The organism is Planococcus rifietoensis (assembly GCF_001465795.2).
GTDB lineage: Bacteria > Bacillota > Bacilli > Bacillales_A > Planococcaceae > Planococcus > Planococcus rifietoensis.
In genome coordinates this window covers 2243691-2269861 of the sequence record NZ_CP013659.2, presented here as the reverse complement: position 1 = coordinate 2269861, position 26171 = coordinate 2243691, and the positions used below count along the sequence as shown (strand labels likewise).

The following is a 26171-nucleotide window of genomic DNA, read 5'->3' as shown; positions in this document are numbered from 1 at the left end:
AATTGATGCAATTTTGTGTAAACGCATTCTATTCCGAAATCCGAAGTAGTATAATAAACAAGCTTGACCATTATGAACAAAGAGGAGATGGACAGATGAGCAAGAAACTATCCTTGACGCTCGCCGCTTCGGTGTTGGCGCTTGGCAGTTTAACGGCAGGAGCTCCGGCGATTGCTGCGGGGGATCATCACGAATTGGCGAAAGAAAAAGCGCCGAAGACGGTGAAAGGCAATGGGCAAAGCTACAAAGAACGCATCCAGGAATGGAAGAAGAACGGCAAACCTGGAAAATTGAAAGAAGTGGAACTACAGATTCTCAGCACCTCGGATTTACATACAAACTTCGTCAACTATGATTACTACCGCGACGCGAAATCCAATTCATTATCGCTCGCGAAAACGGGCGTCTTGATTGAAGATGCACGCGAAGAGAACCCGAACAGCTTGTTGTTCGATAACGGCGACTTGATCCAAGGCACTCCGTTCGGCGGCTATAAAGTCAATGTCGACCCGCTTGAAAAAGATGAGTTGCACCCGGCGTTCGCTGCACTCGAATCACTTGATTTCGATGCATCGACACTGGGCAACCACGAGTTCAACTTCGGGCTCGAGTATCTCGATAACGCATTAGAAGAAGCGTCATTCCCGGTACTAAACGCCAATGTGTACGATGCGAAAACGGGCGAGAACCGTTTCACGCCGTACACGATCATGGATAAAGAAGTCACAGACCGTAAAGGCAAAAAGCACACGATTCAAGTCGGCGTCATCGGCGTTGTCGCACCGGGAATCATGGCATGGGACCGTGCGCATCTTGAAGGTGAAGTCATTGCAGAAGATGCAGCGGACACAGTTGAGAAATTCATTCCAGAAGTTGAGGCAGCTGGAGCGGATGTAGTGGTCGTTCTATCCCACTCCGGAATGGGCGATGAAGTTCATACTGATAAAGAAGATGACATCACGTATCAGCTGACAGAAGTGGACGGCGTAGATGCAATCATCACGGGCCATAACCACGACGTCTTCCCGGGATCGTTCGGCGATCTTGAAAATGTCGACCAGGAAAATGGCACGATCAACGGCGTCCCTGTGGTAATGCCAGGTAAATTCGGCAGCCACCTCGGCGTTATCGATTTGACGCTTGAGCCACGCGGCAAGAAATGGCGCATCACGAATAGTGAAGCAGAATTGCGCGCCATTGATTCAACATCTGATGAAGTAGCCGAGCAAGTCATCGAAGCAGTGAAAGAAACGCACGAAGCTACGGTGGAATACATCCGCAGCCCTGTCGGCGAAACGACGGCACCGATCAACAGCTATTTCTCACTTGTTCAAGATGATCCATCCGTACAGATCGTCAACAATGCACAGCTTTGGTACGCCGAGCAGCAATTCGCTGGAACGGCAAACGCCGATCTGCCATTGCTATCCGCAGCGGCACCGTTTAAAGCAGGCGGACGCAACGGCGGCGATTACTACACGAATATCGAAACCGGCGAAATCGCTATTAAAAACGTCGCAGACCTTTACGTTTACGACAACACTGTCTTCGTCTTGAAACTGACAGGCGCAGACGTCAAAGAATGGCTCGAAATGTCAGCTGGCCAGTTCACACAAATTGACCCAGCTGCAACAGGCGAACAGCGATTCATCGACGACAACTACCGCACGTATAACTTCGATGTCATCGATGGCGTCACATACGACATCAACATCACAGAGCCGGCGAAATACGATGGTGAAGGCGCTGTAGTTAATGAAGGCGCGGAACGCATCGAGAACCTTCAATATAACGGTGTAGCGATTGATCCGAACCAGGAATTCCTGGTCGTAACGAACAACTACCGTGCGAGCGGCAACTTCCCAGGCGTCCGCAATGCGACAGAGTCGATCGACTTCGCGTATGAGAACCGCCAAGTGCTCCAAGATTACATCTTGGATGTCGGCACGATTGATCCATCCGCAGACGGCAACTGGCAGTTTGCGCCGGTAGAAGGCGACCCGAACCTTGTGTTCGAAACGTCGAATTCGGCACAAAGCTTGGCAGAACGCGAGCCAGCAATCCAATATATCGAAGTCACACAAAACGGCTTCGCGAAATACGGCTACACGATTCAGTAAACAAAAACAGACCCAAGAGATTTTCTCTTGGGTCTGTTTTTGTGTTTTATATAGGAAGAGATAGTGGGGAGATTGCGCTGCAAGCCGACGCTTTGGGCCCGCACGATGCGGGTCATGCAGCTGATGGGACAGGACGTCGCGTTTTCAGCTGCCCGGGGGCCGGCTTCAGCCGCTTCCCTCGCTGGCGCTCAGTCCAGGGTCTTCAGCTCGTCCTGATCCCTCCAGAGTCGCCGCCTGCGCTTCATCTCTATAAGTAGAGTAAGTATAAAAAGTCGTCATGTTCTACAATATATGATTAAAAATACTAGACCTCTGTTTGATTTCCTTGAATGTAATAGACAAGCTTTAGTCAGTCACCCCAACACTAAGCGGCGACTGCGAATATTATTAGACGTATCTGACATCCCATGCGCTGTTTACTATAAATAGCGCGTGGTAAAAGTCATAGAATGAAAAAAGCCCCACCTCTAGCGGAGCTAATTCCTCAAGTTACAGACTCCTCAGCTTTCAACTTCCAATACGCCGCAATCCAGAAGAATACATAGATTATAACGACCGTCACTGCAAGGGAAGGTGAGATCCGGTATAGCGTAAATAGCTGATACGTGATCCATAAAAGAGTCAGCACGGCGACCAAACCGCCAGCCCGTTTGTTCTTGCGATAGATGTTCATGAAAATAATGGCAGTTAGTGCCCCCATAATGAGCGCAGCGCCTACGAAAAGAATATACATAACTATAGTTGAGCTGATATCGTCCACTCCTTTCTTACTTTATACCATACCCAATTTGACTTCCTTCTATAATAAGAACTGAATTTTTCTAGCCTCAATCACCCCGAGACTCATTCTTTCTGTCTAATTTCTGATACAAAACGCGATTTCTAATAGCAATAATTTATACGAAAACGGGATTTACTGCACGTTTGTTCTCTTCTTATTAAGTAAATGGATAATATCTTGCAATAGTTATAACTATAGTCTCTTAAAATTTACCAAAAGTGTTCCATAATACCTAAATATTTTGTATACTTAAACCAATATTTAAAATACAAGTTTTTTACTTGTTTTTAACTTCTGACCGGTAAATTAGAGAAAACGGCGGAAGAGGTGGGGGCACCATGAGAACTGATGTGGGATTCAAACCAACAGGAGAGGAGGAAGAGCCAATCATGAGAACGATTTTAGTAACGGGAGGGCACGGCTTTTTAGGGTCGCGCTTTATCCATGAATTACTTATCAAATACCCGGCCTACCAGGTGGTGGCGATCGACGAGGAAGCCGACAACGTGCCGGAATTATTGCGGCCGTTAGCAGCTTGCAAGCGCTATGCGTTTCATCAAGTCGATATCCGCAATAGCGATGTGGTCGAGCAGGTATTTGAGCATTACGAAATCAGCGACGTTATCCATTTTGCGGCGAAAACGCATGTCGGGGAGTCGATGAGAAATCCGGGGATTTTTGCGGAGACGAATGTGCTCGGTACATTTCACGTACTCGATGCAGCGCGCAAGCAATGGATGAACGGCCCGTTTGAAATGAAACCACGCTACGAAGGCTCGCGCTTTTTGCATATCTCGACCGATCAAGTCTATGGGCCGCGTGAACAAGGCTTCGCGGACGAAGCGATGAAGTACGATCCGATCAGCCCATATGCGGCGAGCAAAGCGAGTTCTGATTTGATGGTGACGGGATTCCACGAAAGCTACGGCATGGATGCGGTCGTGCTGCAGGCGTCGAACGTCTTCGGCCCGCATCAGCAAGACGATAAGCTCATTCCGATCATTTTACAAAAAGCCTTATCGGGTAGCATCATTCCCGTTTATTCTGGTGGCGAAGATGTCCACGACTGGGTATCGGTGAACGATTTTTGGCGTGCGGCAGATACTGTGTTTCATTTAGGGGATGCAGGAGAAACCTATCTTGCAGGAGGCAATACGCCGCTCAAGACCCTTGAAATCGTCGAGAAAATCTGCGAATCGCTCGATCGTCATTTCCCGGGAAATGACACGTACAAAAACCAGATCCGTTTTGTCGAGCCGGCAGACGGGGCAAAACCGCCTCATCGCTTTGCGGTCTCATCGAATAAGTTGAAGCAGCAATTCGATTTCGAAGCGGAAACGACGTTCGAGCAGGGCATTGAAGAAACAATCGATTGGACGCTTTCGAAAAAGCGGCTATGGGAAGTTGTATAACAGGTAAACCAAACGACGAGTGCCATGAGGTGTCCCATGATTCCATTTGAAACGGTTGAGAAACAAAGCAATAGGACGAGTGGGCAGATCCAAAAAATCGCCCTCGTCCACAAACATATGAAAGCGGGCGGCGTCGAAGCATTGATTGTCCGCATGTCGCGCTGGCTTATAGAGAACGGCTTTGACGTGAGCGTTTATCTCTATAGCGGCGGCGGCCCCCTCCTTAAACATCTCCGGCAAATCAATAAGCTTAACGTCATCGTGCGGGATAACGGCAAAGAACCGACGCTCGATCTGTCGGTCTTAAACCAGCTCATGAGGTCCGAAAAATACGATCTGGTCTATTCGTTTAGTCCATCGGGAATGCTGCTGTCGTACGCGGTGCCAGCACAGCTGCGTTTATCGGGCGTCTACCAGCCTGAGATGTACAAGCTCGAGCGCAATAAAAAAATTATCCGTGCGCTAAAAGCGATCGATAAAGAGTTCCATCACAAGCTCGTGTTCATGAATCCGACGGTGCGACGCTACACGGCGCGTGCGCTCGGAACCGAAGTGCCGGAACAGTTCATGCCGCCACCCGTCGAACAAGGCGCAAAAGACCAACAGCTCGGCAGCCCACATTCAAGACGCATCGTCTCGGTCGGAGCGATCCAAGCTTTCACGACCCATTACGCACAAGTGATCGAGTTGATGGAAGAACTCATTCAAATCGATCCGGAATTCACGTATCATATTTACGGCGAAGGGCCGGACGAAGCGCGTCTCAGAAAAAGCATCGCGGAATCCGAAGCACGCGACCACATCTTCTTGCATTCAATGCCAAGAAGTGGTGCGATTGAAGAAGTGCTGCGAGACTGTTTTTGCTTTATCGGCTCCGGAGCGGTGATGATTCAAGCGTGCGGTTCCGGAGTCCCAGGGATCACGTCACGCGCGAATGATGCCGAAGCGTTAACGGAAGGGTATTTTCACGAACTGCCGCCTTACGAAGTCGGGGAATCGTACTGGGAAGCGCCCGAGATGTATGAAATCGGCGAGCTCGTAAAAAATCTGCTGGTTTCTGAAAATGTCTACCGTAAAGTGGCGGAGCGCTGCAAAAATAAAGCGCGTAAATTCGAGATTGATGCAGTGATGACGGAATTCATTGAGCTTGCGAATGGCAAACTAGCAGGCAAGGAGAAAAGTAACGGGTAAGAATTGCTGTTTATTTATCTGAAAGTTCTCTCAAAAGCCGCTAATTAAAGGAGTTTTGATGAAATTGGAAATTATATATCGATTTCTTGTATCATTTGGTCTATGAATTCGGAGAACCCTGTTGTATACTGAGAACTAGATAATACAGGAAGGGACTCCAGTCACTCCCTGAATAAGGAGAAAGCAGGTGGAGCAGAATGGATTTTGCTGAATACCAACACCGCTTAGAGAAAAAATACGGAGAACCGATCGAACAAATCATGCGTACTGTCTACATCGACAAAGATTACGGCCCTGCCACTGGCGCCCAAGAGCTCGGGATCCCGCGGCAAGTGTTTATGCATTTCGTCCACGAATTCAATTTAAAGCCCGACAAGCTGCAGCGCCTATAAGTATACAAACCGCCCATTCCACATGGGGCGGTTTTTTCTTTGAAAATAAATTAGTATAGAGATACAAAATTTTAATGAGAAAAATTGATAATGAGGAACAACGAACTGGTTTAAAGTTAATTAATATAATTATTTTGATTGAGTAGGTATAAATGTTCAAATAAGACTAGTCAAAAGGGATTAAAAGGAATATAATAGGTACATCTTTTAAAACAACACCACATATAAACGCAAATCATGGGAGGAGTGTCCGGGGGCATGAAGGACTACGAGCTGGTAAAAAAGCAATTAGAGAGAGAACATAAGCAAGCGATTGAAGACATTATGTACGATTACTACATCGAAAAGGACCTGGGACCGGCTGTCGGTGCAAAAGAGTTAGGGATCCCGCGCCGGGCATTCGTCTATTTCGTCCAGCAATGCGAGCTGCAGAAAGCAAAGTTCGACCTCATTAAAAAAAAAGCACTGAACTCCGGTGAATTGATGGCTGCCCTTTGAGGGTGGCTATTTTTGTGGGTTGAGATTTCGTTCCAAGCCGATGCTTTAGGCCTGCAGGATGCAGGTCATGCAGCTGATGCGACAGGACGTCGCGTTTTCAGCTGCCCAAGGGGGCCTGCTTCAGCCGCTTCCTTCGCTTTGCTCAGTCCAGGGGCTTCAGCTCGTTAGACATATACTTCTTCGAAAATGCTGCTCCCACATCTGCGAGCAGATGCGTCGCAAATGAATAAGCTCAAATCTCTTTCGCTCATTCATTAGTCCCGGCTTTCCACTACATCAAGTATTATAGGGTTGATTAAGGGTGGTAGTTATCATTGTCCGGCGAGTCCGTACTTTTTGATATCATAAAGATGAGGAGGCAAATGATGACTAAATTTATTATGTATGCGCCGTTTTTTATTTTTGTGTTATACATGCCGGTAGTTCATATCGCATCGATGGAAATGATGATTGCGCTTGGGGTTATCGCCTTGACATTCATCCCGAAAATCAGCAAACAACTGCACAAGCCGGAGCGGGTGAAACGGAAAGCGAAGGCTGCTCTTTATACTTCGCTTGGTTTAGTCTTGGTGCCGTTGGCGATGTACACGATAAGTGAGCTAGAAGGGATAGATGTTGCAGCATTCTCATTGGCGTCGCATATCTTGCTGATCTTTCTATTCGGTAATTTTGTCTTTGGGATTCCCACCTCGCTCATCGCGGATTGGGTGACTGTGCGCGCTGGGAAGTTCCGTGTCTTATTGGCCTTGTTGATCCATCTTGCATTTGGCTTTATATCGCATTTATTCCTGCATGATTATGTCATCTTCGCGGTCATTTCATCGATTGTCTTTTTCGTAGTGGATGAAATCTTGCGAAAAAGAGAGAAGCCCAATCAACAAACAGAAATGTCTACAGTCCAAATATGACAGTAAACAAAAAACTGCACCTAAGCCACTTAGGCTCTGGTGCAGTTTTTCTTATTATTCCGCTGCTTGTTGCAATTCCAGATGTTCTTTCAACGTAGACTGGATTTCCGCAAGTTCTGCGTCGTCCATCATGTAATACCAGATGCCGTTAATGGTTTCGCCGTAGCCGTCTTCGACAATCAGTTGATCAACATTGGTGACAGCGTCTTGGTAATTGCGCTGCACGTCGACCATTTCATCGAAAGTCATGTTCGTGCGGACGTTTTGTCCGAGGGCTTCAAAGATGTCCTGGTAGTTCCAAAGGCTGTTGATGGAAGCGCCTTTTCTCATGATGCCTTGAATGACTTGTTTCTGGCGGTCCTGGCGTCCGAAGTCACCGCGTGGATCTTGTTTGCGCATTTGGACGTAATCAAGCGCTTGTTCGCCGTTCAATTCGATTTCGCCTTCTGGGAAGTTGTCGAACGCGAGTGAGTTGTTGACGGTCACGCCGTCCACTGCATCGACGATATCTTCAAAGCCTTCCATATTCACTTGCACGACGTAGTCGATCGGAATATCGAGTAAGTTCTCGGTCGTGTTCATCGACATTTCAATACCGCCGAATGCATAGGCGTGGTTGATCTTGTCTGTCGTGCCGCGCCCGATAATTTCGGTGTAAGTGTCACGCGGGATGGAGACCATTTTGGTTGACTGCGTTTCCGGATTGACGGTCATGACGACCATTGTGTCCGAGCGGCCGCGATCGTCTTCGCGTTCGTCAACACCGAGCAGTAACACAGAGAATGGATCTTGCTGGTCGAACTCAACGATTTCCGTCCGTTCAACAGACGGTTGTTCGCGTTCTACTGGTTCGTGCATCGTATCGAGTGTCGTCGTGAAATTCGAGTAGACGCTATAGGCGTAGATGCCTCCAGCGATAACTGCCAAAAGCAATGCAATGAGCACGTACTTGGGCCATTTTCTTTTCTTTTTCATGTCGTTCCTCCGTTAGTTCGCGATAAAATAATTTGCTAGTTCGGTTGCCCACGTTTCAGCGCCCTTATCATTAGGGACGGCGTCTTCGGTCAAATGTTCCTTCAAAGCGATATCGTCCGTGTCAGGCCATGCATCCCAGTGCTCAATATACGGATATCCGTAGATATTGGCGAATTCACCGAGTGCCTGGACTTGTGCGAGGTAATAGCCAGCGCCGTATATCGGCTGTGGCGCGTGCAAGATAACCAGTGCGTCTGAATTCTCTTGTTCCAAACGATCGGAGAAGGCAATAACATCCTGACGTTCATCTTCAATGGAGATGCGATCGTTATTCATCAGTGTCAATGGTTCAAGTAGAGCCAAGTCATATCCAGCCGACAGGTCGACAGATTGAAGCGAGTCGGATGTGCCTTCGACTGCTTCAATCGTCACTTCAATCGATTCGCCGTAAGCTTCTTCTAAGGAAGTCTTTAGGCGTTCTGCGTAACCCGGGTCACCAGACTCAAGAGCTTCAGATCCAATAATCAACAGTTGGAGATTTTCGCCCTCGGAGTTCTTCTGAAGGAAGAGTTCTTGCACTTGTTCGTCCATATTAGCGAATAGTTCTGTGTTCACAGAATCGTCACCAGTTGACTCACTTTGGGTGGTTTGAGTTTCAGAATCAGTGTTTTCAGTTTCAGCGCTTGTGGTACGGTCAGGTGTTCCTGCACCTTGCAGTTTATCCTGCCAAGATAAGTAAGAAAAGACAAGGATTCCTAGGCAGGCAAGGACTGCAACGAGCGCTCCTAATTTATACAATTTCATATTTTGCTCCTTTCAAAAATAGCCATTTATATAAATTAAAGATAGCATAAATCCATCCTTGTTCCTATATAACTTTTTAAAATTGGAAGTCCAAATGGTATATTCCTGTGATATACTGTCTTATGTTGTTTAAATTTGTCTATTATTTAAATTGAAATAGAAGGAGCCATTTACTACATGGAAGAGACTATTAGCTTACAGGATTTATTCAAGACATTAAAGAAGAACCTCGGAATTATTGCCCTCACGACGATCCTGGCGATCACAATTGCAGGAGCGGTTTCGTTCTTGTTCCTGACCCCGATTTATGAGAACTCGACACAAATCCTCGTCAACCAGGAACAAACTGAAGCAGCGCAATTGACGAACCAAAATATCCAAACTGACTTGCAGCTCATCAATACATACTCGGTCATCATCAAAAGCCCAGCGATCCTCGATCAAGTCATCGAGCAGATGAACTTGGATATGAGCGCAGAAGCATTAACTTCAAAAATTACTGTTAATACAGCAGAAAACTCACAAGTCGTGAACGTTGTGGTGCGCGATGAAGATCCAGCCCAAGCGGTAGAAATCGCCAATACAACAGCCGAAGTATTTGAAAACGATGTTCGTGAGTTGATGAACGTAGATAACGTTTCGATTTTATCGCCAGCCGTATTGAAAGAAAACCCAAGCCCGGTTGAACCGAATCCGATATTGAATATGGCAATTGCCGCAGTAGTCGGATTGATGCTTGGTGTCGGTATCGCATTCTTGCGCGAATACCTCGACACCTCGATGAAGACTGAACAAGATATCGAAGACATTCTCGGAGTCCCGCTACTAGGTGTGATTTCACCGATTAAAGAAAAAGCAGAACTTGAAACAACGACGAGCAATCGCAGAAAGGCGGCGGAATTGAATGGCTAAGAAAAAACAGAGTTTGCAAGCAACTGCACGTAAAGTCGTTACGCATACAACACCGCGATCTTTTGTATCTGAACAATTCCGCACTTTGCGGACGAACGTCAATTTTGCATCGCCTGATTTGGAACTGCGTTCAATTGTTGTCACTTCCGCTGCACCAGGTGAAGGAAAGTCGACAACATCTGCTAACTTGGCGACTGTATTCGCACAAGAAGGAAAAAATGTACTTCTTGTAGATGGCGATATGCGTAAACCAACGACTCACTATACATTCCATATGCCTAACACTATCGGATTGTCTAACGTTTTGACGCGTCAAGCAACAGTAGAAGACGCAATCCGTCCAACGACAATCGAACGTCTCGACTTGATGACATGCGGCCCAATTCCGCCGAACCCAGCAGAACTATTGGCCTCCAACGCAATGGGAATGCTTATTTCAGATCTAAAAAAACGATATGATGTCGTCATTTTTGATGCGCCTCCTGTATTGTCTGTTACAGACGGGCAGGTATTAGCGAATAAATGCGACGGTGCCATTTTGGTTGTCAATTCCGGAAGCACGGAAAAGGAAATGGCCGCCAAAGCAAAAGAGGCAATCGAAGCGTCCAATAGCAAATTGATCGGCGCCGTATTGAACAATTTTGAGCTGGCAAAAGACAGCTATTATTACCAATACTACGGCAATGCTGAAGAGTAAAAGGGGCATTTCTCCCTTTTACTTTTTCTTTTAATTGGGGTACCCAATTTTTTTAAGGAAAGAATCTTAGCTAGCCATAATTGTCAAATCTATCAATTGCGAACTAATACATAGAGAACTCTTATAGAGAAATGAAGACCTGGACCTGAGAAATGATTGCCGAGCAACAGGAGGGAACTAGACATGATCGATACGCATTCACATATTTTACCGGCACTGGACGATGGTGCAGAAACGATGGAACATACCAAGCGGTTATTGAACATGGCGGTCAATGAACAATTGACGGGAATCATTGCGACGCCACACGGCCATCACCCAAACTTTAAGACCGATATCGCTGCGCTCCATATGCAATTAAAAACAGTGAAAGACTACGTAAAAGAAGCGCAATTGCCGCTTGAAATCTATAGTGGACAAGAATGCCGTCTGTCAGATAAATTACCAGAGCGCCTCGCAAATGGCGAAGCCTTGACTTTAGCGGAATCACGCTATGTGTTATTAGAACTGCCTTCATCCGGAATTCCTGCTTACACGGTGCCAGTCATCCAGCAATTGATCACTTCTGGTTATATCCCAATCATTGCTCATGCAGAGCGCAATCAAGGCATCATTCAAAAGCCTGAACGCTTAAAGAAACTATTAATTCACGGTGCGATGGCTCAAGTGACGGCAGGATCCCTTTCCGGAAGCTTCGGTAAGAGCATCCAAAAGACAGCGCTGCAACTAATAGAAGCAAATATGATCCACGTTTACGGTTCGGATGTGCACAGTGAAGACGTGCGCCCGTTCCATTTCAATGCGGGTCTAGATGTACTTGAGAAGAAGAACCGTCACCAGATGATCGATATCCTTCTTGAAAACAATGACCGTATCCTCCTCGACCAAGACTTGTACGTTCTTGAGCCACAAGACATAGAGAAGGGCAAGTGGTGGAATATATTTGCTTAAAACCTAATATTTTAGTATGAATTTTACATTTCTACTCTATCTTTACTGGAAAATGCATGTTAAAATTAGCAACAGATTTCCAGCACTTGTGTAAATAGTAATGCCTCGTGAAAGGGTGGACCTACATGTCACTGAAAAACAGAATGTCTTTACTCATAGTAGTCGATTCGCTGATTGTCTTTTTCTCCATCTTCGTCGGCTACTACATCCTCTACCCTTACGTAGATATCTTCCAGAACCAATTCCTCTTAGCAAGCGCCTTAACCATCTTCATTGCTCATCATGTTTTTGCCATGTACTTCGGTCTTTACCGGAAAGTATGGGAATACGCCTCGATTGGTGAACTATCTTCGATTGTCAAAGCTGTGACTCTTTCAATTATCGCAATTGGTTTTGTACAATTCTTCTATCGCGGAGACGTGCTTCTTCGAGCACTAGCCATAACTTGGATGCTCCATGTTCTTCTGATAGGGGGCTCTCGACTTTCTTGGCGCATGATGCGTGGGCGAGCTTTTAAGTTGAAATCTTCCAATCAAGAATTGAAGCGGACGATGATTGTGGGGGCAGGAAAAGCCGGTACGCTTGTCGCACGTCAGCTATTGAATAATCCTGAAAACGGCTTATTGCCAGTGTTGTTCGTGGATGATGATAAGAACAAACATGGTCTTGATATCTATGATGTACGCGTCGTACACGGAGAAACCAAAGAAATAGATGCCATCGCAAAAGACAATGCGATTGAACGAATTATCGTTGCTATCCCATCACTAAGCAAACAAGATTCGGCTGAATTGATTAAGCATTGTATGGATACTGGGATCAAGACTCAGACGATTCCGCTCATTGAAGACATTATGACTGGAAAAGTATCTGTCACTGATATTCAAGACGTAAAAATTGAAGACCTTTTGGGACGTGAAGAAGTAAAACTCGATATGAATAAAATTGCCGACCAATTGACTGGAAAAACAATTTTAGTTACGGGCGCAGGTGGTTCGATTGGATCTGAAATTTGCCGTCAAATCGCTCGATTTGGCCCAAAACAACTTTTATTACTTGGACATGGTGAAAACTCCATTTACTTAATCGATATGGAGTTACGAAAAGCTATAGGCAACGAAACTGAAATCATTCCTTTAATAGCCGATATCCAAGACCGAGAACGTATCATCACGATTATGGATGAATACACACCAGATGTTGTATACCATGCGGCAGCACATAAGCATGTTCCTTTAATGGAAGGAAACCCAATGGAGGCTGTGAAAAACAATATTTATGGAACGAAGAATGTCGCTGAAGCTTCCCATATGGCTGGAGTGAGAAACTTTGTCATGGTATCGACCGATAAAGCAGTCAACCCTCCGAATGTGATGGGAGCTTCAAAGCGTTTTGCGGAGATGATTGTCCAAAACCTAGCGAAGCGAAGTGAAACAACTTTTGTTGCAGTTAGGTTTGGCAACGTGCTTGGATCCCGTGGGTCAGTTATTCCCCTCTTCAAAAAACAAATAGCAGCTGGTGGCCCGGTGACGGTTACACATCCAGATATGACGCGCTATTTTATGACGATTCCCGAAGCTTCACGACTTGTAATACAAGCTGGAACATTAGCGCGTGGTGGAGAAGTGTTTGTATTAGATATGGGAGAGCCGGTGAAGATTGTAGATTTAGCGAAAAATCTCATCCGTCTGTCTGGTTACTCAGAGGAAGATATACAAATTAATTTCTCTGGAATTCGTCCTGGCGAGAAAATGTATGAAGAACTACTTGATTCTGATGAAATTCAAGACAAACAAGTATTCCCTAAAATTTTCATTGGTGTAGCAAATCCAATAGCGGAATTAGAACTCAAATATATTATGGAAAAGCTTCATGAAATGAACGATATTCAGCTTAAAGAAGTATTAGTAGGATTAGCAAATAGAAAAAATGTGGAAAGTAAGATGTTACAAAAAATAAATTAGAGATTTGGATGGATTAGTATGTACAAACACTTTTTTAAGAGACTAATTGATTTGATTCTCTCTATTGTTTTGCTGCCATTTATGATCGTGCTTTTTTTAGTAGTTGCAATTGCAATAAAATTAGAAGATAAAGGGCCAGTATTTTACACAGCAAATCGATTAGGTAAAGATGAAAAAATTTACAAAATGTATAAGTTTCGAACAATGAAAGTCGATGCCCCAGATTTAAGGAATCCAGATGGATCGACTTTTAACTCTGAAGAGGATCCAAGACTCTTAAAAACAGGGAAGATTTTCAGGAAAACAAGTATTGATGAAGTACCTCAAATACTCAATGTGCTTATAGGTAATATGAGCATTATTGGACCAAGGCCTGATTTGCCAGAGCACATAGAGCAATACACTGTGGAAGACAAAGAAAAACTCACTGTTTTACCTGGACTGACTGGTTTTAATCAAGCCTACTTTAGGAATTCAATCGAATGGTCAGAAAGGAAAAAGAATGACGTTTATTATGCGCAAAACATTAGCTTTCTTTTTGATTGCAGAATCTTTTTAAAGACCGTTCAAACTGTTTTGTTTAGAAAAAACGTCTTTCTTTCGAAAGAAGGTTCTTAATTTGAAATACGATATAATGCGACTCGATTGGGATACTGAATATTTTGGAGTTAGTTCTGCTAAAGTAGTTCTTCATGAGAAATTAGAAGAATGTGAGTTTAATCAGCTATTACAAGGAACAGAAGAGTTTCAGTTTGTGACATTTACCAATATTAATAATAACCCTTTTAATAATTATCTTATCGGTAAAATGACGTCAAGTTTTTTGGTTGACACAAATATGCAATTTCAAAAGAAAATTACGTATAAATCGGAATATAGTTCTTATCTAATTGAAAGTAGTTGTGAGGAAATAAATGAGGTCATCCAAATTGCTTCGGAGGCATTTAATTATTCTAGATTCTTTAATGATCCCAACTTAGACATTGAAGCTGCAAAGAAAATCTATGCTAACTGGGTTAAGAATTCTTTCGAAAAACCAGACAAGTATTTTATTTTGGCTGAAGAGAACGGAATAGTAGGTTTTTTACTGTTTTCCTTGAAAGATGATATTGTAACAATTGAACTAATTTCCCTTTCTGCACAGGCTCAAGGAAAAGGGATAGGAACAAAACTCATTTCTACACTGGAAAATTTCGCGTACGAAAAAGAAATTCCAGTTATTAGAGTTGGGACACAGGTGGATAATATACAGGCAGTCAATTGTTATTTGAATAAAGGTTTTACCTATAATGAAAAAAGTTCAGTATACCATTACTGGCCGAGAAAGGATTTTTCATATGAGCGATAATTTTATTCCTTATTGTTTACCAGATATTACTGAGGCAGAAATAAGAGATGTAATTGATACTTTGCAATCGGGATGGTTAGCCAAGGGGCCTAAGACCCTTGAATTCGAAGCAAAATTTGCTAAGTATGTAGGTGCTAAATATGCTGTAGCGATGAATTCTTGCACAGCGGCGCTTCACATCGCTTTAATCGCTGCTGGAGTAGGAAAAGGAGATGAAGTTATTACAACTTCAATGACTTTCGCTGCTTCGGTAAACACCATACTTCACGTAGGAGCAAAACCTGTATTTGTAGATATTGATCCTAATACTGGTTTGATAGATGTAAATAAAATAGAAGAAAAAATAACAGACAAAACAAAAGCAATTGTACCTGTACATTATGCTGGGCAAGCATGTGATCTTGACAAAATTTATGATATTGCTAATAAATATGATTTGTTTGTTTCAGAAGATGCTGCTCATGCTATCTATACAGAATATAAGGGGAATAGAATTGGCCACAAGCCACAAGGTGCCGTTTCATATAGCTTTTATGCGACCAAAAATCTTGCGACTGGTGAAGGTGGCATGCTAGTTACAGATGATATAAATATTGCCCAGAAAGCCCGTGTGCTAATTACCCATGGTATGAGCAAAAACGCTTGGAATAGATATGGTAAAGGGGGCTCTTGGATGTATGACATCGAAGAACCTGGTTATAAATACAATATGTTTGATATTCAAGCAGCATTAGGACTAAATCAATTGGCACGTCTTGAAGACATGCAGTATAAAAGAGAGTCTTTGGTAAGTTTGTATAAGCAAGGTCTTAAAGACGTAGAAGGAATAGTTTTACAAGAAGAAAATGAATACACTACCAAACATGCGTGGCATTTATTTATTATCAGGGTTACTGAAGAATTTCCTTTAACTAGAGATGAACTTATTGATCATTTGGCTGAGAAAGATATAGGAACTAGTGTACATTTCATTCCAGTACATTTGATGAGTGCTTATAATGAGTATAAATATAACTCTAATTTGAAAAACACTGAAAAGTGGTTTGAAGAAATAATCTCTCTTCCTTTATATTCTTCTTTAAGTCCTTCTAGTGTAAATAAAGTTATTAATAACATTACATCTATTAAAAATAAAAAACGGTTACAAAAAGCTTAAAGAATATTTATTTGAAAGGAGTAATAAATGAGAGTATGGATTGTCTCAGAAGGTGAACCTCTACCTTCAGATGGGAAAAATGTTAGGTTACGACGAATGGGTATGCTTTCAACTCTAATGGCTGAACAAAAACATGAAGTACACTGGTTTAGTTCTGCTTTTCATCACTATAAGAAAATTCAAAGAAGTGAAATTGATATTGATATTTCAGTAAATGAAAATTTGAAGATTCATTTAATTAAAACGAAAGGATATAAAAAAAATGTTTCTCTTTCAAGAGTTTTACATCATCGTAAGTTAGCGAAATGGATGAAACTAAATGTAACTAAATTTCAAAAACCTGACATTATCATAACAACATTAGCTCCTTTAGAGTTATCTAATGAAATCGTTGGCTACGCGAACGAAAATGACATACCAGTTGTAGTAGATATTAGAGATTTGTGGCCAGAAATTTATTATGAAGTTATTCCATCGTGGAGTAAGAATATTATCAAGCCATATATTAAATTTAGTGAGAAAAAAGTAAAAAAAATGATTAAGAACACTGATTCAATAATAGGTGTTACTCCAAAATTTCTTCAGTATGGCCTAGATGTTGCGGAAATAAATAAACGATTTAACGATCAAGTTTTTTACACTTCATATAAACCACAATTACATTCTCAAGATAAAGACATATTTGAAGAAGAATGGACCACTTTTAATCTAAATAGTTCAGATTTCATAGTTGCATTTCTTGGGAACTTTGGTAAACAATTTGAGTTTGAACCTATTATTGAGGCAGCCCAAATTTTAAAAGATACTCCAAATGTTAAATTTGTATTATGTGGATTAGGCGAATCCTTTGATGAGGTTAAAAAGAAAACGGAATATTTAGATAATGTTATTATGCCTGGCTGGATTGAAAAAGAAAAGATTAATACTTTACTAAGAGCTTCTTCCATGGGGATTGCTCCATACCGTAAGAGTCGGAATTTTATAGATAACACTCCAAATAAGTTCGGAGAGTACTTATCAGCTTCTTTACCTGTTTTATTGTCAATAGATGGAGTTATGGCTGAATTATCAAGAGAATATGGAAGTGGTACAGTATATAAAAATGGTTTAGAGCTAGCATCTAAAATTAAATACTATAGTAATAATACATGTGAAGTTGAATTAATGTCTGAGAGAGCTATAAAGTTGTTTAACGAAAAATTCAATGCGGACATCGTTTATGGAGAACTCTCATCTTTCTTAGTGAATATTGCAGAGAAAAAACATTAAAAGTAGTTAGAAACTAATTAAAATAGTAAAGGAAAGTGCTTGTTATGAAAATATTAATCACTGGTGCTGCGGGATTTATAGGATCGACTTTATCTAAGAAACTCTTAGAACTTAAGTATGAAGTAGTAGGTATTGATAATTTAAATGATTATTATTCTGTTTCATTAAAAGAGGCTAGGTTAAAATTACTTAGTTGTGATGATTTTAATTTTTACAAAACAAATTTAGAAAATAAAAAAGAAATAAATGATATTTTCTTGAAAGAAAATCCAGAAGTAGTAGTTAATTTAGCAGCTCAGGCAGGGGTTCGATATAGCTTAGAAAATCCTAGTGCTTATATTGACTCAAATATAGTGGGATTTATGAACGTATTAGAGGCTAGTCGGCATAGTAACGTTAAACATTTAATTTATGCTTCCTCCAGCTCAGTATATGGAGCCAATGAAACGTTGCCATTTAATGTTGACGACAATGTTGATCACCCATTGAGTTTATACGCAGCAACTAAGAAAGCTAATGAGTTAATGGCCCATACATACAGTAGTTTATATAATCTTCCTACGACTGGTTTGCGATTTTTTACGGTATATGGGCCTTGGGGACGCCCTGATATGGCCTTATTTATGTTTACAAAAAATATCATTGAAGAAAGACCAATAAACGTTTTTAATAATGGAGAAATGATGAGAGATTTTACTTACGTCGATGATATTGTTGAAGCAATATCAAGGTTGATAAAAAAACCAGCAAAGCCAAATCCTAAATGGACAGGTAAAAATCCAAATCCTGGAACTAGCTATGCGCCGTATAGAATATATAATATAGGAAACAACAATCCAGTAAGATTAATGGATTTTATCGAAGCTATTGAAGAAAAAACTGGTAAAAAAGCAATTAAGAACTTTATGCCACTTCAAGCGGGAGATGTTCCAGCTACATATGCAAATGTAGAAGATTTATTTACAGAAATTGATTTTCAGCCAAAAACAAATATTAAACATGGTGTGGGAAAATTTGTTGATTGGTACATCAAATATTATGGAGTGAAATTGTAATGAATAGAAAAATTGGAGTCGTAGGTTTAGGTTATGTTGGTTTACCAGTAGCAGTTGCTTTTGGTGAAAAACATCAAATTATAGGATTTGATATTAATTCAAATCGAATTTCAACTTTAAAAAGTGGTACAGACTATACTAATGAAGTAACTGATGAAGAATTAAAGAATGTCAATATTGAATTCACATCAAACCCTTCTAGCTTAAGTAAAACAGATTTTATAATTGTGGCGGTGCCTACACCAATCAATGAACATAACCAGCCAGATCTCAATCCATTAATTAAAGCATCTGAGACTGTGGGTAAAGTTTTAACTAGTGGAACAATAGTTGTGTATGAGTCAACTGTATACCCGGGAGCTACAGAAGAAGTTTGTGTTCCGGTTCTTGAAAAGTCCTCCGGATTAAAATATGGTGAAGACTTCTTTGTAGGTTATTCACCCGAGCGCATTAACCCAGGTGATAAAGAGCACACCTTTACCACTATTACTAAAGTAGTAGCTGGTCAAAATAATGAAATATTAAATGTCATAGCAGATACATACTCTAGTGTAGTTAAAGCAGGAGTACACAAAGCAAGCTCGATTAAGGTTGCAGAAGCTGCTAAAGTAATTGAGAATACTCAACGTGATGTAAATATTGCTCTAATGAATGAACTAGCAATGATTTTTGATATTCTTAACATTGACACTGCTGAAGTATTAGAAGCAGCAGGTACCAAATGGAATTTTCTTAAGTTCTCTCCAGGGCTAGTTGGTGGCCATTGTATTGGTGTAGACCCCTATTATCTAACACACAAAGCTCAAGCAGTGGGATATCAACCAGATGTTATTTTATCAGGACGCAGAATAAATGATGAACTAGGAAAATATATTGCAAGAACCTTAGTAAAAAAGTTAATTAAACAAGGCGTAGGAGTTCAAGGTGCTAAGGTTACTGTCTTAGGTCTAACTTTTAAAGAAAACGTTCCAGATTTACGTAATTCAAAAGTTTTAGATATTATTAGAGAATTGCAGGAATATGATATCGAGGTCCAAGTAACGGATGCTGAAGCAACTTCGGAAGAAGCTGAAAAACAATATGGAATCAAATTAATACCATACAATAAATTAGAAGAAGCTGACGCTATAGTATTAGCTGTGCCCCACAAAAAATATGTTGAAAAAAATTGGAAAGAAATGCAGTCCTTATTAAAAAATCAAAAAGGAATACTTGTAGATGTTAAAAGTATTTTGCCATTAAGTGAAAAACCTAATGCAATAGATTTGTGGAGACTATAATTAAATTTTCGTTACATTATAGTATCTTAATAGTGAAAAATGCGATTAATAATTGATGTGCTTAATGGCAAAAATCATTAAGCACTAACGCTAAAATAATAAGTTCTAAAATGGAGATATAATATGAAAAAAATTGGCATCTGCGGTAATTTTGCATTAGGGAAAGAGGCAAAAGGCGGGCAAACTATAAAAACTAGAATTATAAAAAAAAAGTTAGAAGAAATTTATGGAGCAAATGAAATTGCCATTATTGATACTGAGGGGTGGAAAGCAAATCCATTTAAGTTGTTATTAATGTGTTTTAAATTAGTTAAAAACTGCGAAAATATTATAATTATTCCGGCGCATAATGGTGTGCGTGCATTCGTACCGTTATTTGTTATTTTATGCGGATTATTTAATAGAAAATTGCATTATATAGTAGTTGGAGCATGGTTGGTGAATTTATTAGAAGGAAAAAAAATACTTTTAAATTTCATTAAAAAAATAGATATTATTTATGTCCAAACCCAGACTTTCCAGAAAAAACTTAATGAAATTAGTGTCAACAATGTAGAAATAATGGAAAACTTCAAAATGATTCCGCCGATAGATCTACAAAAAGTGGCTCCGTTAAATCATAGGATTAAAAAATTGTGTATATTTTCAAGAATCAACGAAAAAAAAGGGATTGGTGAAGCAATAGAAGTTGTTAGAAGAATAAACGAAATCGATCCGGCAGTAACTCTAGATATTTACGGTCCTATAGATCCGATTTATAAAAAAGAATTAGAAAAACTCATTATTTCAAATAAAAATTTTGTTCAATATAAAGGTACAGTAGAATATAACGACATTATTCCGATATTAAGTCAGTATTATTTATTGTTATTTCCAACAAAGTTTTATACTGAAGGCTTTCCTGGAACAATTCTTGATGCCTATTTGAGTGGATTACCAGTTGTAGCTTCAAAATGGGAATCTTGGGAAGATATTATAACTATGGGTTCTACAGGCTATGTATACGAATTTAATGTCCGTGAAGATTTTTATAACAAACTTCTTTATTTGGTGAAGAATATAAGAGTTGTGGAGGAAATGAAAATAAACTGCATTGAAGAAGGAAAAAAATATCATGCAGATCTAGTTATAAATAAATTAATTAAAAATTTTAAATAAAACAGGAGATTTGTATTTTATGAAATCAAGGAAAGAAAAGATACTCATACTGCTTTATTCATTTTTCGGAAAGCATTTACCTCAATCTAACCATTTGAAAACAGCAAAAAATATTAGAGGTTTTTTTGCTAGAAAAATAATGAAATCGACCGGAAAAAACATTAACATTGAGAGAGGTGCTGTTTTTAATAGTCAAGTTACTTTAGATGATAATTCTGGAATAGGTGTTAATTGTGAAATTCATGGTCCTGTTATGATAGGTAAAAATGTGAATATGGGTCCTGAAGTAATTATATATACACATAATCATGCAAGTAGTAGAACAGATATTCCTATGCAACAGCAAGGATCTGAAAAAGTTAAACCCGTTCTTATAAGCGATGATTGTTGGTTAGGAAGAAGAGTTATTATTCTACCAGGGGTTAAAATTGGAAGAGGAAGTATACTAGGAGCCGGAACAGTAGTTGCGAAAGATATTCCAGAGTATTCGATAGTGGTAGGAAATCCGGCTAAAGTTATAAAAAACAGAAAAGATCTAGAAGTATTATGAATTCAAATAAAAAAATCGGTCTGCTAATACCTCATTTAGAATCTGGTGGTGCAGAAAGAGTAGTTTCTATCACATCAAAGTTATTTGAAGAGTCAGGCATTGATGTATTTGTTTTTGTTTATGATGATTCGAATATAAGTTACGACTATGGCGGAACTTTAGTGAATTTGAATTCCAGCGCAAGTAATAATAAAATTCTAAAAGTATTAAATAGATTTTCAAGAATAATCAAGTTATCTTATTACTTACGTAAATATAATATAGAAACTACAATTAGTTTTTTATATGCTGCAAATACAGTTAATTATTTTGCAAATCACAAAGGTAAATCAATTCTGACATGCAGAGGACAAAGAGATTATGAAAAGAATGGGCATAAGTATTCTAAAATGATAAAAAACTCTTTTCGATTTATTGTACAAACCGATAGAATGAAGTTAGACTTCATTAATGATTATAACGTTGATTCTAGCAAGCTAATAGTACTGCCAAATCCTTTTAACGTAGATTACATTCAAAAATTATCTCATGAAAAATTAAAACAAAGTGAGTTAGATTTTATCAATTTCACAGAAACTCATACTACTGCTGTGACTATGGGAGCTTTTAAACAAGATAAAGGATATTGGCATTTAATAAAAGCTTTTATCTTAGCAAAAAAAGAAATTCCTGACTTAGGGCTTGTATTTATTGGCCATAGGGGAGAATTAGAAAAAGATATTAAAGAAATGATTAAAAAATCAGGACTCCAAGAAGATGTTTTTTTTGTTGGATTTCAAAAAAACCCGTATAACTTTCTTATGAGATGTGACTTTTATGTATGCTCATCTTTAAATGAAGGATTTCCAAATGCTATTGTAGAAGCGATGGCAGTTGGATTACCAGTGATTTCTACAGATTGTAAAAATGGACCTAAAGAGATTTTAATGCAGTCTGAAGAAAGAAATAATAACTTACCTTTTTTCAAAAGTTATGGAATTCTAATCGAACCATTTAAAAGTGGCCCTCCAAACTACCATGTTAACCAAATTAATAGGGAAGAAGAAAAATTAGCAGAGAAAATAATTGAGTTATCAATTAATAAAGAACTAAGAGCAACCTACAGTTCTTTATCTTATGAAAGATCACTTGTTTATGACTACGATACCTTCTTTAAAAAGCTTTCTAAAACGCTGGAAAAATGCTAAGTAAATGAAATTAATCTAAAAATATTCAAGATTATTTTAAAATGGATTTTGCAAAACTCTAAAAGATCAGTATAAAATTTTCAATTAGTAATACTTTAGTTTTCATTATTTAATGTTAAATAAACAAGGAGAAATATAAATGATAACAAAAGTCAGTTCTTCTAATAACTATTTAGTAGACATTTTAGGGATATATATAACGACCTTGTTTATATTTAATTTTGACGTTCAATTAAATGTTATCTCACAATTATTCTTTGTTATGTTTATGGCTTTAATTGCCAGAAAAATTATTTTAGAAAATGAAATTAAAGTACCGAAATTTATAATTATTATTATAATCCTTCTCTTTCTTTCTTTCTTGTCCTACTTTTGGAGCATGGATGGGAATATTGTATTTAGTAAATCTGTGACCCTTGCTCAACTCTCTATATTATCATTAGGCATATATAACACTATTGAGAAAAAAAGAGATATTGAAAAACTGCTGAAATATATAGTTGTCGGTGGGTTGATAATGTGCGGATATTCGATCTATTATTATGGACTGGAAGAGTTGCTAAATGCATTACTATATGGGTTAAGGGTCGGCGGAGACATCAATCAGGAGAATAGTTTTGGATATTTTTCAGTGATTACGTTCGCTATTTTAGTTTCCTATGCTTTACATAAAAAGAGGTACTCTCCATTTTTAATTAGCACTATACCTTTTTTATTTGCCATACTATCTGGTTCAAGAAAAGCAGTATTGTTGTTAATAATCTGTTTGATTTTACTTGTTATGATTTATAACTACAAAAAGATTTTTACCCTGTTTATATCTTTGGGAGTTGCAATGGGGGCTTTATTTTGGTTAAGTACTTTAAATATTTTCGATAACACATTTAAAAGGTTCGAAAGTTTGATAGCTTCTTTATCAGGTAACAGTGAAACCGATAATTCTTTTGAAACTAGAAGCACTATGATACAGTTCGGTTGGGAAATTTTTAAGGAAAGCCCCTTATTAGGTTATGGAACTGGAAATTATCGTGTAATCTATGAAGATTTTTTCGGAACATTCAGTCCGTCTCATAATAATTATATAGAACTGTTGGTGAATAACGGTCTCATCTGGACTTTGATTTTTTATGGACTTCACTTATATATAATTTTTGTTTTAATAAGATATATTAAAGAAAGAGATTATATAACAAATACGCTAATATTACTTTTCTCTATTAAACTTTTCGGAGATTTTACTACAGTTACTTGGTATGACAAGTTTACTTATGTATATTTAGGGATTGGATTTTCATGGATAACTTTATTGAAAGGATACAAAAAAAATGGATTTAAATAAATCGAAGTCAAACCCAACTCCTTTGTTAACTATAATTATTCCAATTTATAATGGGGAATTAAGCATTGACAAATGTCTTGAATCGATTTTTCGAAATTTAAGTTATCTAGAGAGAATTGAGATTATCCTTATTAATGATGGATCTAATGATAATACTTTAAACGTAATTAATAAGTACTCGGGAATTAAAAACTTATACATACTTAGCCAAGAAAACTCTGGAGTGAGTATATCAAGAAATAGAGGATTAGCAAACGCCAGAGGTAAATATGTTTGGTTTATCGATAGCGATGATTTAGTAATATCTAAAAATATTGATTGGTTAATTAACAAATTAGAAAGTGATGACCATGAATGGGTGCTTTTCAATTTCTTGAGAGAAAAGCAAAAGAATGCCTTTAGATTTAATTTTGAAGATATAAAAGTTCTAAAAGAGGATGAAATAAAAGATATTGTTAGAATATTTATTGAAAATAATGATTTAAATAGTGTTTGTACAAAAATATTCAGTAGAAAATTAATATTAAAAAATAACATTAGATTCACTGAAGATATGAAATATGGTGAAGATAGATTATTTAATTTGGAATATTTAAAAAAAGTTACAAAAATAGCTGTAGTATCTAGAGATTTGTACTTTTATAATAACAATCAATTAAGTGCTACCAATAACTTTACATATGAATATTTCCAGTCCGAACGCATTAAATATAATTATATGAAAAATTTCGCTGCTTATTTTGATTTAAATAATAATCAAATCGAACGAGTATTATCAAAAAGATATGTGAGTGCTTTTGTAAGTAATATTGAATACTATACTTTATTACAAAAAAAGAATTTTTCAAAGAAAAGTCTAAAAAAAATAATAGAAGAAATACCATACGATAGCCAATTAGAGAAACTTTTGAAAATAAATCTATTCGACCCAAGGAAGGAACCTTATTTCTTCATATTGAATTACTTGCTAGAGAAAAAAAGTTATAAACTAATAAGTAGTATATGGTGGTTCAAAAGTCAAATAAAGATATTGAGAAGATAGATAAGGGGGACCATATGAAAAAAATTATGTTATCTGCTTATGTTAATAACAACCTGGGAGATGATTTGTTTCTTAAAATTTTATGTGAAAGATTTCCATATATAAAATTTATAATATTTACACCCCAAAAAACAGTTTTTTTAAAATCCTTTAATAATTTACACGCTTCGACTATAGGTTATTACATCGATGAAATATCTTATAAAATTTTCAGGAGGCTATTTGCAACAAAAATACTTTCTTTTTTTGTAAATTCTCATGTTCATATTGGCGGATCGCTTTTTATTGAAAATGACAAGTGGAAGCGTAAATTTCATAAATATTCTTTAAAAGTAAATTCATTTAGCAACAACTTCTTGCTTGGCTGTAATTTTGGTCCTTTTAAAAAAGATGAGTATTTGAATTCGTACAAAGAATTATTTAAAGTATTTAATGATATATCATTTAGAGATACAAAGTCATTGAAACTATTTCATGACATAGATAACGCAAGAGTATCACCTGATATCGTACTCTCATATTCAAATAATTACGAAAAAACCCCTAAAAGCATTGGGATCTCAATTATAAATTTGAGTGACAGGAAAGAATTGTTGGAAAAAGAGGAAATTTATTTAAACAATTTAAAAGAAATAATAATTAATTATGCTAGTAAGGGTTATACTATAAAGTTATTTTCCTTTTGTGAGGAAGAAGGAGATTTAACTGCTGCGAATAACCTGTTAAATAGAGTTTCCTATCTGTCAGATGAAGTGGAAATTGTAAATTACAGTGGAGATATTGATTATTTTTTAAAGGAATTCAATTCTATGGAAATTGTGGTAGCTTCTAGATTTCATGCTATGATATTAGGATTAGTACAAAGTTCCTCAGTGATTCCGATAGCTTATAGTGAGAAAATGATAAATACTTTAGATGATTTGAAATACGAAGGCACTGTAAAGTCAATAAAAAGTTTATTTGAAAATGATTACGAAGAAATTATTTTCTCTTTAGAAAAAGAAAATAACTTAATTGATATGACCAGATATTCACAAGAAGCAAAACAGCATTTTAAGATTTTAGACAAGCATTTGAAAGAATGATAACTTTAATTTTTTAATATTAGTAATATGTGAAATTTTTTGTGTTTTATTTCGTTAAACTACTGAACTCTAGTAGTTATATAGAGAGATTTAATAC

25 protein-coding genes are annotated in these 26171 nt (G+C 38.3%); 22 read left to right on the top strand and 3 right to left on the bottom strand.

Going from position 1 to position 26171, the window contains the following annotated elements:
- Positions 1 to 95: 95 nt before the first annotated feature.
- Entirely contained in the window at positions 96 to 2120 is a 2025-nt protein-coding gene (locus AUC31_RS11280) for a bifunctional 2',3'-cyclic-nucleotide 2'-phosphodiesterase/3'-nucleotidase (protein WP_058383099.1), read from the top strand.
- A gap of 484 nt (positions 2121 to 2604) precedes the next feature.
- On the opposite strand, the gene AUC31_RS11275 is transcribed toward AUC31_RS11280, so the two are convergent.
- Positions 2605 to 2820 (bottom strand): hypothetical protein, encoded by a 216-nt coding sequence (locus AUC31_RS11275; RefSeq protein ID WP_157073493.1) that lies wholly within the window; start codon positions 2818 to 2820, stop codon positions 2605 to 2607.
- A gap of 419 nt (positions 2821 to 3239) precedes the next feature.
- Between AUC31_RS11275 and AUC31_RS11270 the strand changes: the two genes are divergently transcribed.
- From AUC31_RS11270 to AUC31_RS11250, 5 genes are all read left to right on the top strand, one after another.
- On the top strand, positions 3240 to 4313 hold the full coding sequence (locus AUC31_RS11270) for a dTDP-glucose 4,6-dehydratase (protein ID WP_058383101.1): 1074 nt from the start codon (positions 3240 to 3242) through the stop codon (positions 4311 to 4313).
- 36 nt (positions 4314 to 4349) lie between these two features.
- On the top strand, positions 4350 to 5504 hold the full coding sequence (locus AUC31_RS11265) for a glycosyltransferase (protein WP_058383102.1): 1155 nt from the start codon (positions 4350 to 4352) through the stop codon (positions 5502 to 5504).
- 197 nt (positions 5505 to 5701) lie between these two features.
- Positions 5702 to 5896, top strand: coding sequence for a hypothetical protein (locus tag AUC31_RS11260; RefSeq protein ID WP_058383103.1), 195 nt, complete (start codon positions 5702 to 5704; stop codon positions 5894 to 5896).
- Between the two features lie 258 nt (positions 5897 to 6154).
- A complete protein-coding gene (locus tag AUC31_RS11255; protein WP_058383104.1) occupies positions 6155 to 6394 on the top strand; it encodes a hypothetical protein in 240 nt (79 codons plus the stop codon).
- Positions 6395 to 6759: 365 nt separating this feature from the next.
- Positions 6760 to 7302, top strand: a complete 543-nt coding sequence (locus AUC31_RS11250; RefSeq protein WP_058383105.1) for a hypothetical protein — start codon at positions 6760 to 6762, stop codon at positions 7300 to 7302.
- A gap of 54 nt (positions 7303 to 7356) precedes the next feature.
- Here AUC31_RS11250 and AUC31_RS11245 read toward each other — a convergent pair whose 3' ends face one another.
- Together AUC31_RS11245 and AUC31_RS11240 are read right to left on the bottom strand one after the other, a co-directional pair.
- Complete coding sequence (locus tag AUC31_RS11245; RefSeq protein WP_058383106.1) at positions 7357 to 8277, bottom strand: LCP family glycopolymer transferase; 921 nt, start codon at positions 8275 to 8277, stop codon at positions 7357 to 7359.
- A 12-nt stretch (positions 8278 to 8289) separates the two neighbouring features.
- On the bottom strand, positions 8290 to 9081 hold the full coding sequence (locus AUC31_RS11240) for an SGNH/GDSL hydrolase family protein (protein ID WP_058383107.1): 792 nt from the start codon (positions 9079 to 9081) through the stop codon (positions 8290 to 8292).
- A gap of 177 nt (positions 9082 to 9258) precedes the next feature.
- On the opposite strand from AUC31_RS11240, the gene AUC31_RS11235 reads away from it, so the two are divergent.
- The 16 genes from AUC31_RS11235 to AUC31_RS11160 all read left to right on the top strand — a co-directional run bounded on the left by AUC31_RS11235 (position 9259) and on the right by AUC31_RS11160 (position 26074).
- Complete coding sequence (locus tag AUC31_RS11235) at positions 9259 to 9993, top strand: YveK family protein (protein ID WP_058383108.1); 735 nt, start codon at positions 9259 to 9261, stop codon at positions 9991 to 9993.
- Positions 9986 to 10690 carry a CpsD/CapB family tyrosine-protein kinase gene (locus AUC31_RS11230; RefSeq protein WP_058383109.1) on the top strand — a complete coding sequence of 235 codons (705 nt, stop codon included), beginning with the start codon at positions 9986 to 9988 and terminating at the stop codon, positions 10688 to 10690. Before AUC31_RS11235 ends, AUC31_RS11230 begins: the two co-directional genes overlap by 8 nt.
- Before the next feature lie 183 nt (positions 10691 to 10873).
- Entirely contained in the window at positions 10874 to 11641 is a 768-nt protein-coding gene (locus tag AUC31_RS11225) for a tyrosine-protein phosphatase (RefSeq protein WP_058383110.1), read from the top strand.
- A 125-nt stretch (positions 11642 to 11766) separates the two neighbouring features.
- Positions 11767 to 13605 (top strand): polysaccharide biosynthesis protein, encoded by a 1839-nt coding sequence (locus tag AUC31_RS11220; RefSeq protein WP_058383111.1) that lies wholly within the window; start codon positions 11767 to 11769, stop codon positions 13603 to 13605.
- Positions 13606 to 13623: 18 nt separating this feature from the next.
- On the top strand, positions 13624 to 14223 hold the full coding sequence (locus tag AUC31_RS11215) for a sugar transferase (RefSeq protein ID WP_058383112.1): 600 nt from the start codon (positions 13624 to 13626) through the stop codon (positions 14221 to 14223).
- Position 14224: 1 nt separating this feature from the next.
- Positions 14225 to 14953: a GNAT family N-acetyltransferase gene (locus AUC31_RS11210; RefSeq protein ID WP_058383113.1), complete on the top strand. Its 729-nt coding sequence runs from the start codon at positions 14225 to 14227 to the stop codon at positions 14951 to 14953.
- Positions 14895 to 16109: a DegT/DnrJ/EryC1/StrS family aminotransferase gene (locus tag AUC31_RS11205; RefSeq protein ID WP_237150595.1), complete on the top strand. Its 1215-nt coding sequence runs from the start codon at positions 14895 to 14897 to the stop codon at positions 16107 to 16109. Before AUC31_RS11210 ends, AUC31_RS11205 begins: the two co-directional genes overlap by 59 nt.
- 27 nt (positions 16110 to 16136) lie before the next feature.
- Positions 16137 to 17378: a glycosyltransferase family 4 protein gene (locus tag AUC31_RS11200; RefSeq protein WP_058383115.1), complete on the top strand. Its 1242-nt coding sequence runs from the start codon at positions 16137 to 16139 to the stop codon at positions 17376 to 17378.
- Between the two features lie 44 nt (positions 17379 to 17422).
- The gene (locus tag AUC31_RS11195; protein ID WP_058383116.1) at positions 17423 to 18433 is read left to right on the top strand and encodes an NAD-dependent epimerase; all 1011 of its coding nucleotides are present in this window, start codon (positions 17423 to 17425) and stop codon (positions 18431 to 18433) included.
- Positions 18433 to 19713 carry a nucleotide sugar dehydrogenase gene (locus AUC31_RS11190; RefSeq protein WP_058383117.1) on the top strand — a complete coding sequence of 427 codons (1281 nt, stop codon included), beginning with the start codon at positions 18433 to 18435 and terminating at the stop codon, positions 19711 to 19713. The genes AUC31_RS11195 and AUC31_RS11190 overlap by 1 nt, the downstream gene beginning before the upstream one ends.
- A gap of 123 nt (positions 19714 to 19836) precedes the next feature.
- Entirely contained in the window at positions 19837 to 20871 is a 1035-nt protein-coding gene (locus AUC31_RS11185; protein WP_058383118.1) for a glycosyltransferase family 4 protein, read from the top strand.
- 19 nt (positions 20872 to 20890) lie between these two features.
- Positions 20891 to 21421 (top strand): acyltransferase, encoded by a 531-nt coding sequence (locus tag AUC31_RS11180; protein ID WP_058383119.1) that lies wholly within the window; start codon positions 20891 to 20893, stop codon positions 21419 to 21421.
- Positions 21418 to 22608: a glycosyltransferase gene (locus AUC31_RS11175; RefSeq protein WP_058383120.1), complete on the top strand. Its 1191-nt coding sequence runs from the start codon at positions 21418 to 21420 to the stop codon at positions 22606 to 22608. The genes AUC31_RS11180 and AUC31_RS11175 overlap by 4 nt, the downstream gene beginning before the upstream one ends.
- Before the next feature lie 139 nt (positions 22609 to 22747).
- A complete protein-coding gene (locus AUC31_RS11170; RefSeq protein WP_058383121.1) occupies positions 22748 to 23947 on the top strand; it encodes an O-antigen ligase family protein in 1200 nt (399 codons plus the stop codon).
- Positions 23934 to 24989, top strand: coding sequence for a glycosyltransferase family 2 protein (locus tag AUC31_RS11165; RefSeq protein ID WP_058383122.1), 1056 nt, complete (start codon positions 23934 to 23936; stop codon positions 24987 to 24989). The genes AUC31_RS11170 and AUC31_RS11165 overlap by 14 nt, the downstream gene beginning before the upstream one ends.
- A gap of 14 nt (positions 24990 to 25003) precedes the next feature.
- The gene (locus AUC31_RS11160) at positions 25004 to 26074 is read left to right on the top strand and encodes a polysaccharide pyruvyl transferase family protein (RefSeq protein ID WP_058383123.1); all 1071 of its coding nucleotides are present in this window, start codon (positions 25004 to 25006) and stop codon (positions 26072 to 26074) included.
- The last annotated feature ends 97 nt before the right edge of the window (positions 26075 to 26171 follow it).

Excerpts from the sequence above, each read along its gene's own strand:
- AUC31_RS11255 (WP_058383104.1), top strand. The coding sequence starts at position 6,155 with ATGAAGGACTACGAGCTGGTAAAAAAGCAATTAGAGAGAGAACATAAG.
- AUC31_RS11275 (WP_157073493.1), bottom strand. The coding sequence starts at position 2,820 with ATGGGGGCACTAACTGCCATTATTTTCATGAACATCTATCGCAAGAAC.
- AUC31_RS11165 (WP_058383122.1), top strand. The coding sequence starts at position 23,934 with ATGGATTTAAATAAATCGAAGTCAAACCCAACTCCTTTGTTAACTATA.
- AUC31_RS11265 (WP_058383102.1), top strand. The coding sequence starts at position 4,350 with ATGATTCCATTTGAAACGGTTGAGAAACAAAGCAATAGGACGAGTGGG.
- AUC31_RS11190 (WP_058383117.1), top strand. The coding sequence starts at position 18,433 with ATGAATAGAAAAATTGGAGTCGTAGGTTTAGGTTATGTTGGTTTACCA.
- AUC31_RS11185 (WP_058383118.1), top strand. The coding sequence starts at position 19,837 with ATGAAAAAAATTGGCATCTGCGGTAATTTTGCATTAGGGAAAGAGGCA.
- AUC31_RS11250 (WP_058383105.1), top strand. The coding sequence starts at position 6,760 with ATGACTAAATTTATTATGTATGCGCCGTTTTTTATTTTTGTGTTATAC.
- AUC31_RS11230 (WP_058383109.1), top strand. The coding sequence starts at position 9,986 with ATGGCTAAGAAAAAACAGAGTTTGCAAGCAACTGCACGTAAAGTCGTT.
- AUC31_RS11280 (WP_058383099.1), top strand. The coding sequence starts at position 96 with ATGAGCAAGAAACTATCCTTGACGCTCGCCGCTTCGGTGTTGGCGCTT.
- AUC31_RS11215 (WP_058383112.1), top strand. The coding sequence starts at position 13,624 with ATGTACAAACACTTTTTTAAGAGACTAATTGATTTGATTCTCTCTATT.
- AUC31_RS11220 (WP_058383111.1), top strand. The coding sequence starts at position 11,767 with ATGTCACTGAAAAACAGAATGTCTTTACTCATAGTAGTCGATTCGCTG.
- AUC31_RS11160 (WP_058383123.1), top strand. The coding sequence starts at position 25,004 with ATGAAAAAAATTATGTTATCTGCTTATGTTAATAACAACCTGGGAGAT.
- AUC31_RS11180 (WP_058383119.1), top strand. The coding sequence starts at position 20,891 with ATGAAATCAAGGAAAGAAAAGATACTCATACTGCTTTATTCATTTTTC.
- AUC31_RS11170 (WP_058383121.1), top strand. The coding sequence starts at position 22,748 with ATGATAACAAAAGTCAGTTCTTCTAATAACTATTTAGTAGACATTTTA.
- AUC31_RS11225 (WP_058383110.1), top strand. The coding sequence starts at position 10,874 with ATGATCGATACGCATTCACATATTTTACCGGCACTGGACGATGGTGCA.
- AUC31_RS11260 (WP_058383103.1), top strand. The coding sequence starts at position 5,702 with ATGGATTTTGCTGAATACCAACACCGCTTAGAGAAAAAATACGGAGAA.
- AUC31_RS11200 (WP_058383115.1), top strand. The coding sequence starts at position 16,137 with ATGAGAGTATGGATTGTCTCAGAAGGTGAACCTCTACCTTCAGATGGG.
- AUC31_RS11235 (WP_058383108.1), top strand. The coding sequence starts at position 9,259 with ATGGAAGAGACTATTAGCTTACAGGATTTATTCAAGACATTAAAGAAG.
- AUC31_RS11240 (WP_058383107.1), bottom strand. The coding sequence starts at position 9,081 with ATGAAATTGTATAAATTAGGAGCGCTCGTTGCAGTCCTTGCCTGCCTA.
- AUC31_RS11245 (WP_058383106.1), bottom strand. The coding sequence starts at position 8,277 with ATGAAAAAGAAAAGAAAATGGCCCAAGTACGTGCTCATTGCATTGCTT.
- AUC31_RS11205 (WP_237150595.1), top strand. The coding sequence starts at position 14,895 with ATGAAAAAAGTTCAGTATACCATTACTGGCCGAGAAAGGATTTTTCAT.
- AUC31_RS11175 (WP_058383120.1), top strand. The coding sequence starts at position 21,418 with ATGAATTCAAATAAAAAAATCGGTCTGCTAATACCTCATTTAGAATCT.
- AUC31_RS11270 (WP_058383101.1), top strand. The coding sequence starts at position 3,240 with ATGAGAACTGATGTGGGATTCAAACCAACAGGAGAGGAGGAAGAGCCA.
- AUC31_RS11195 (WP_058383116.1), top strand. The coding sequence starts at position 17,423 with ATGAAAATATTAATCACTGGTGCTGCGGGATTTATAGGATCGACTTTA.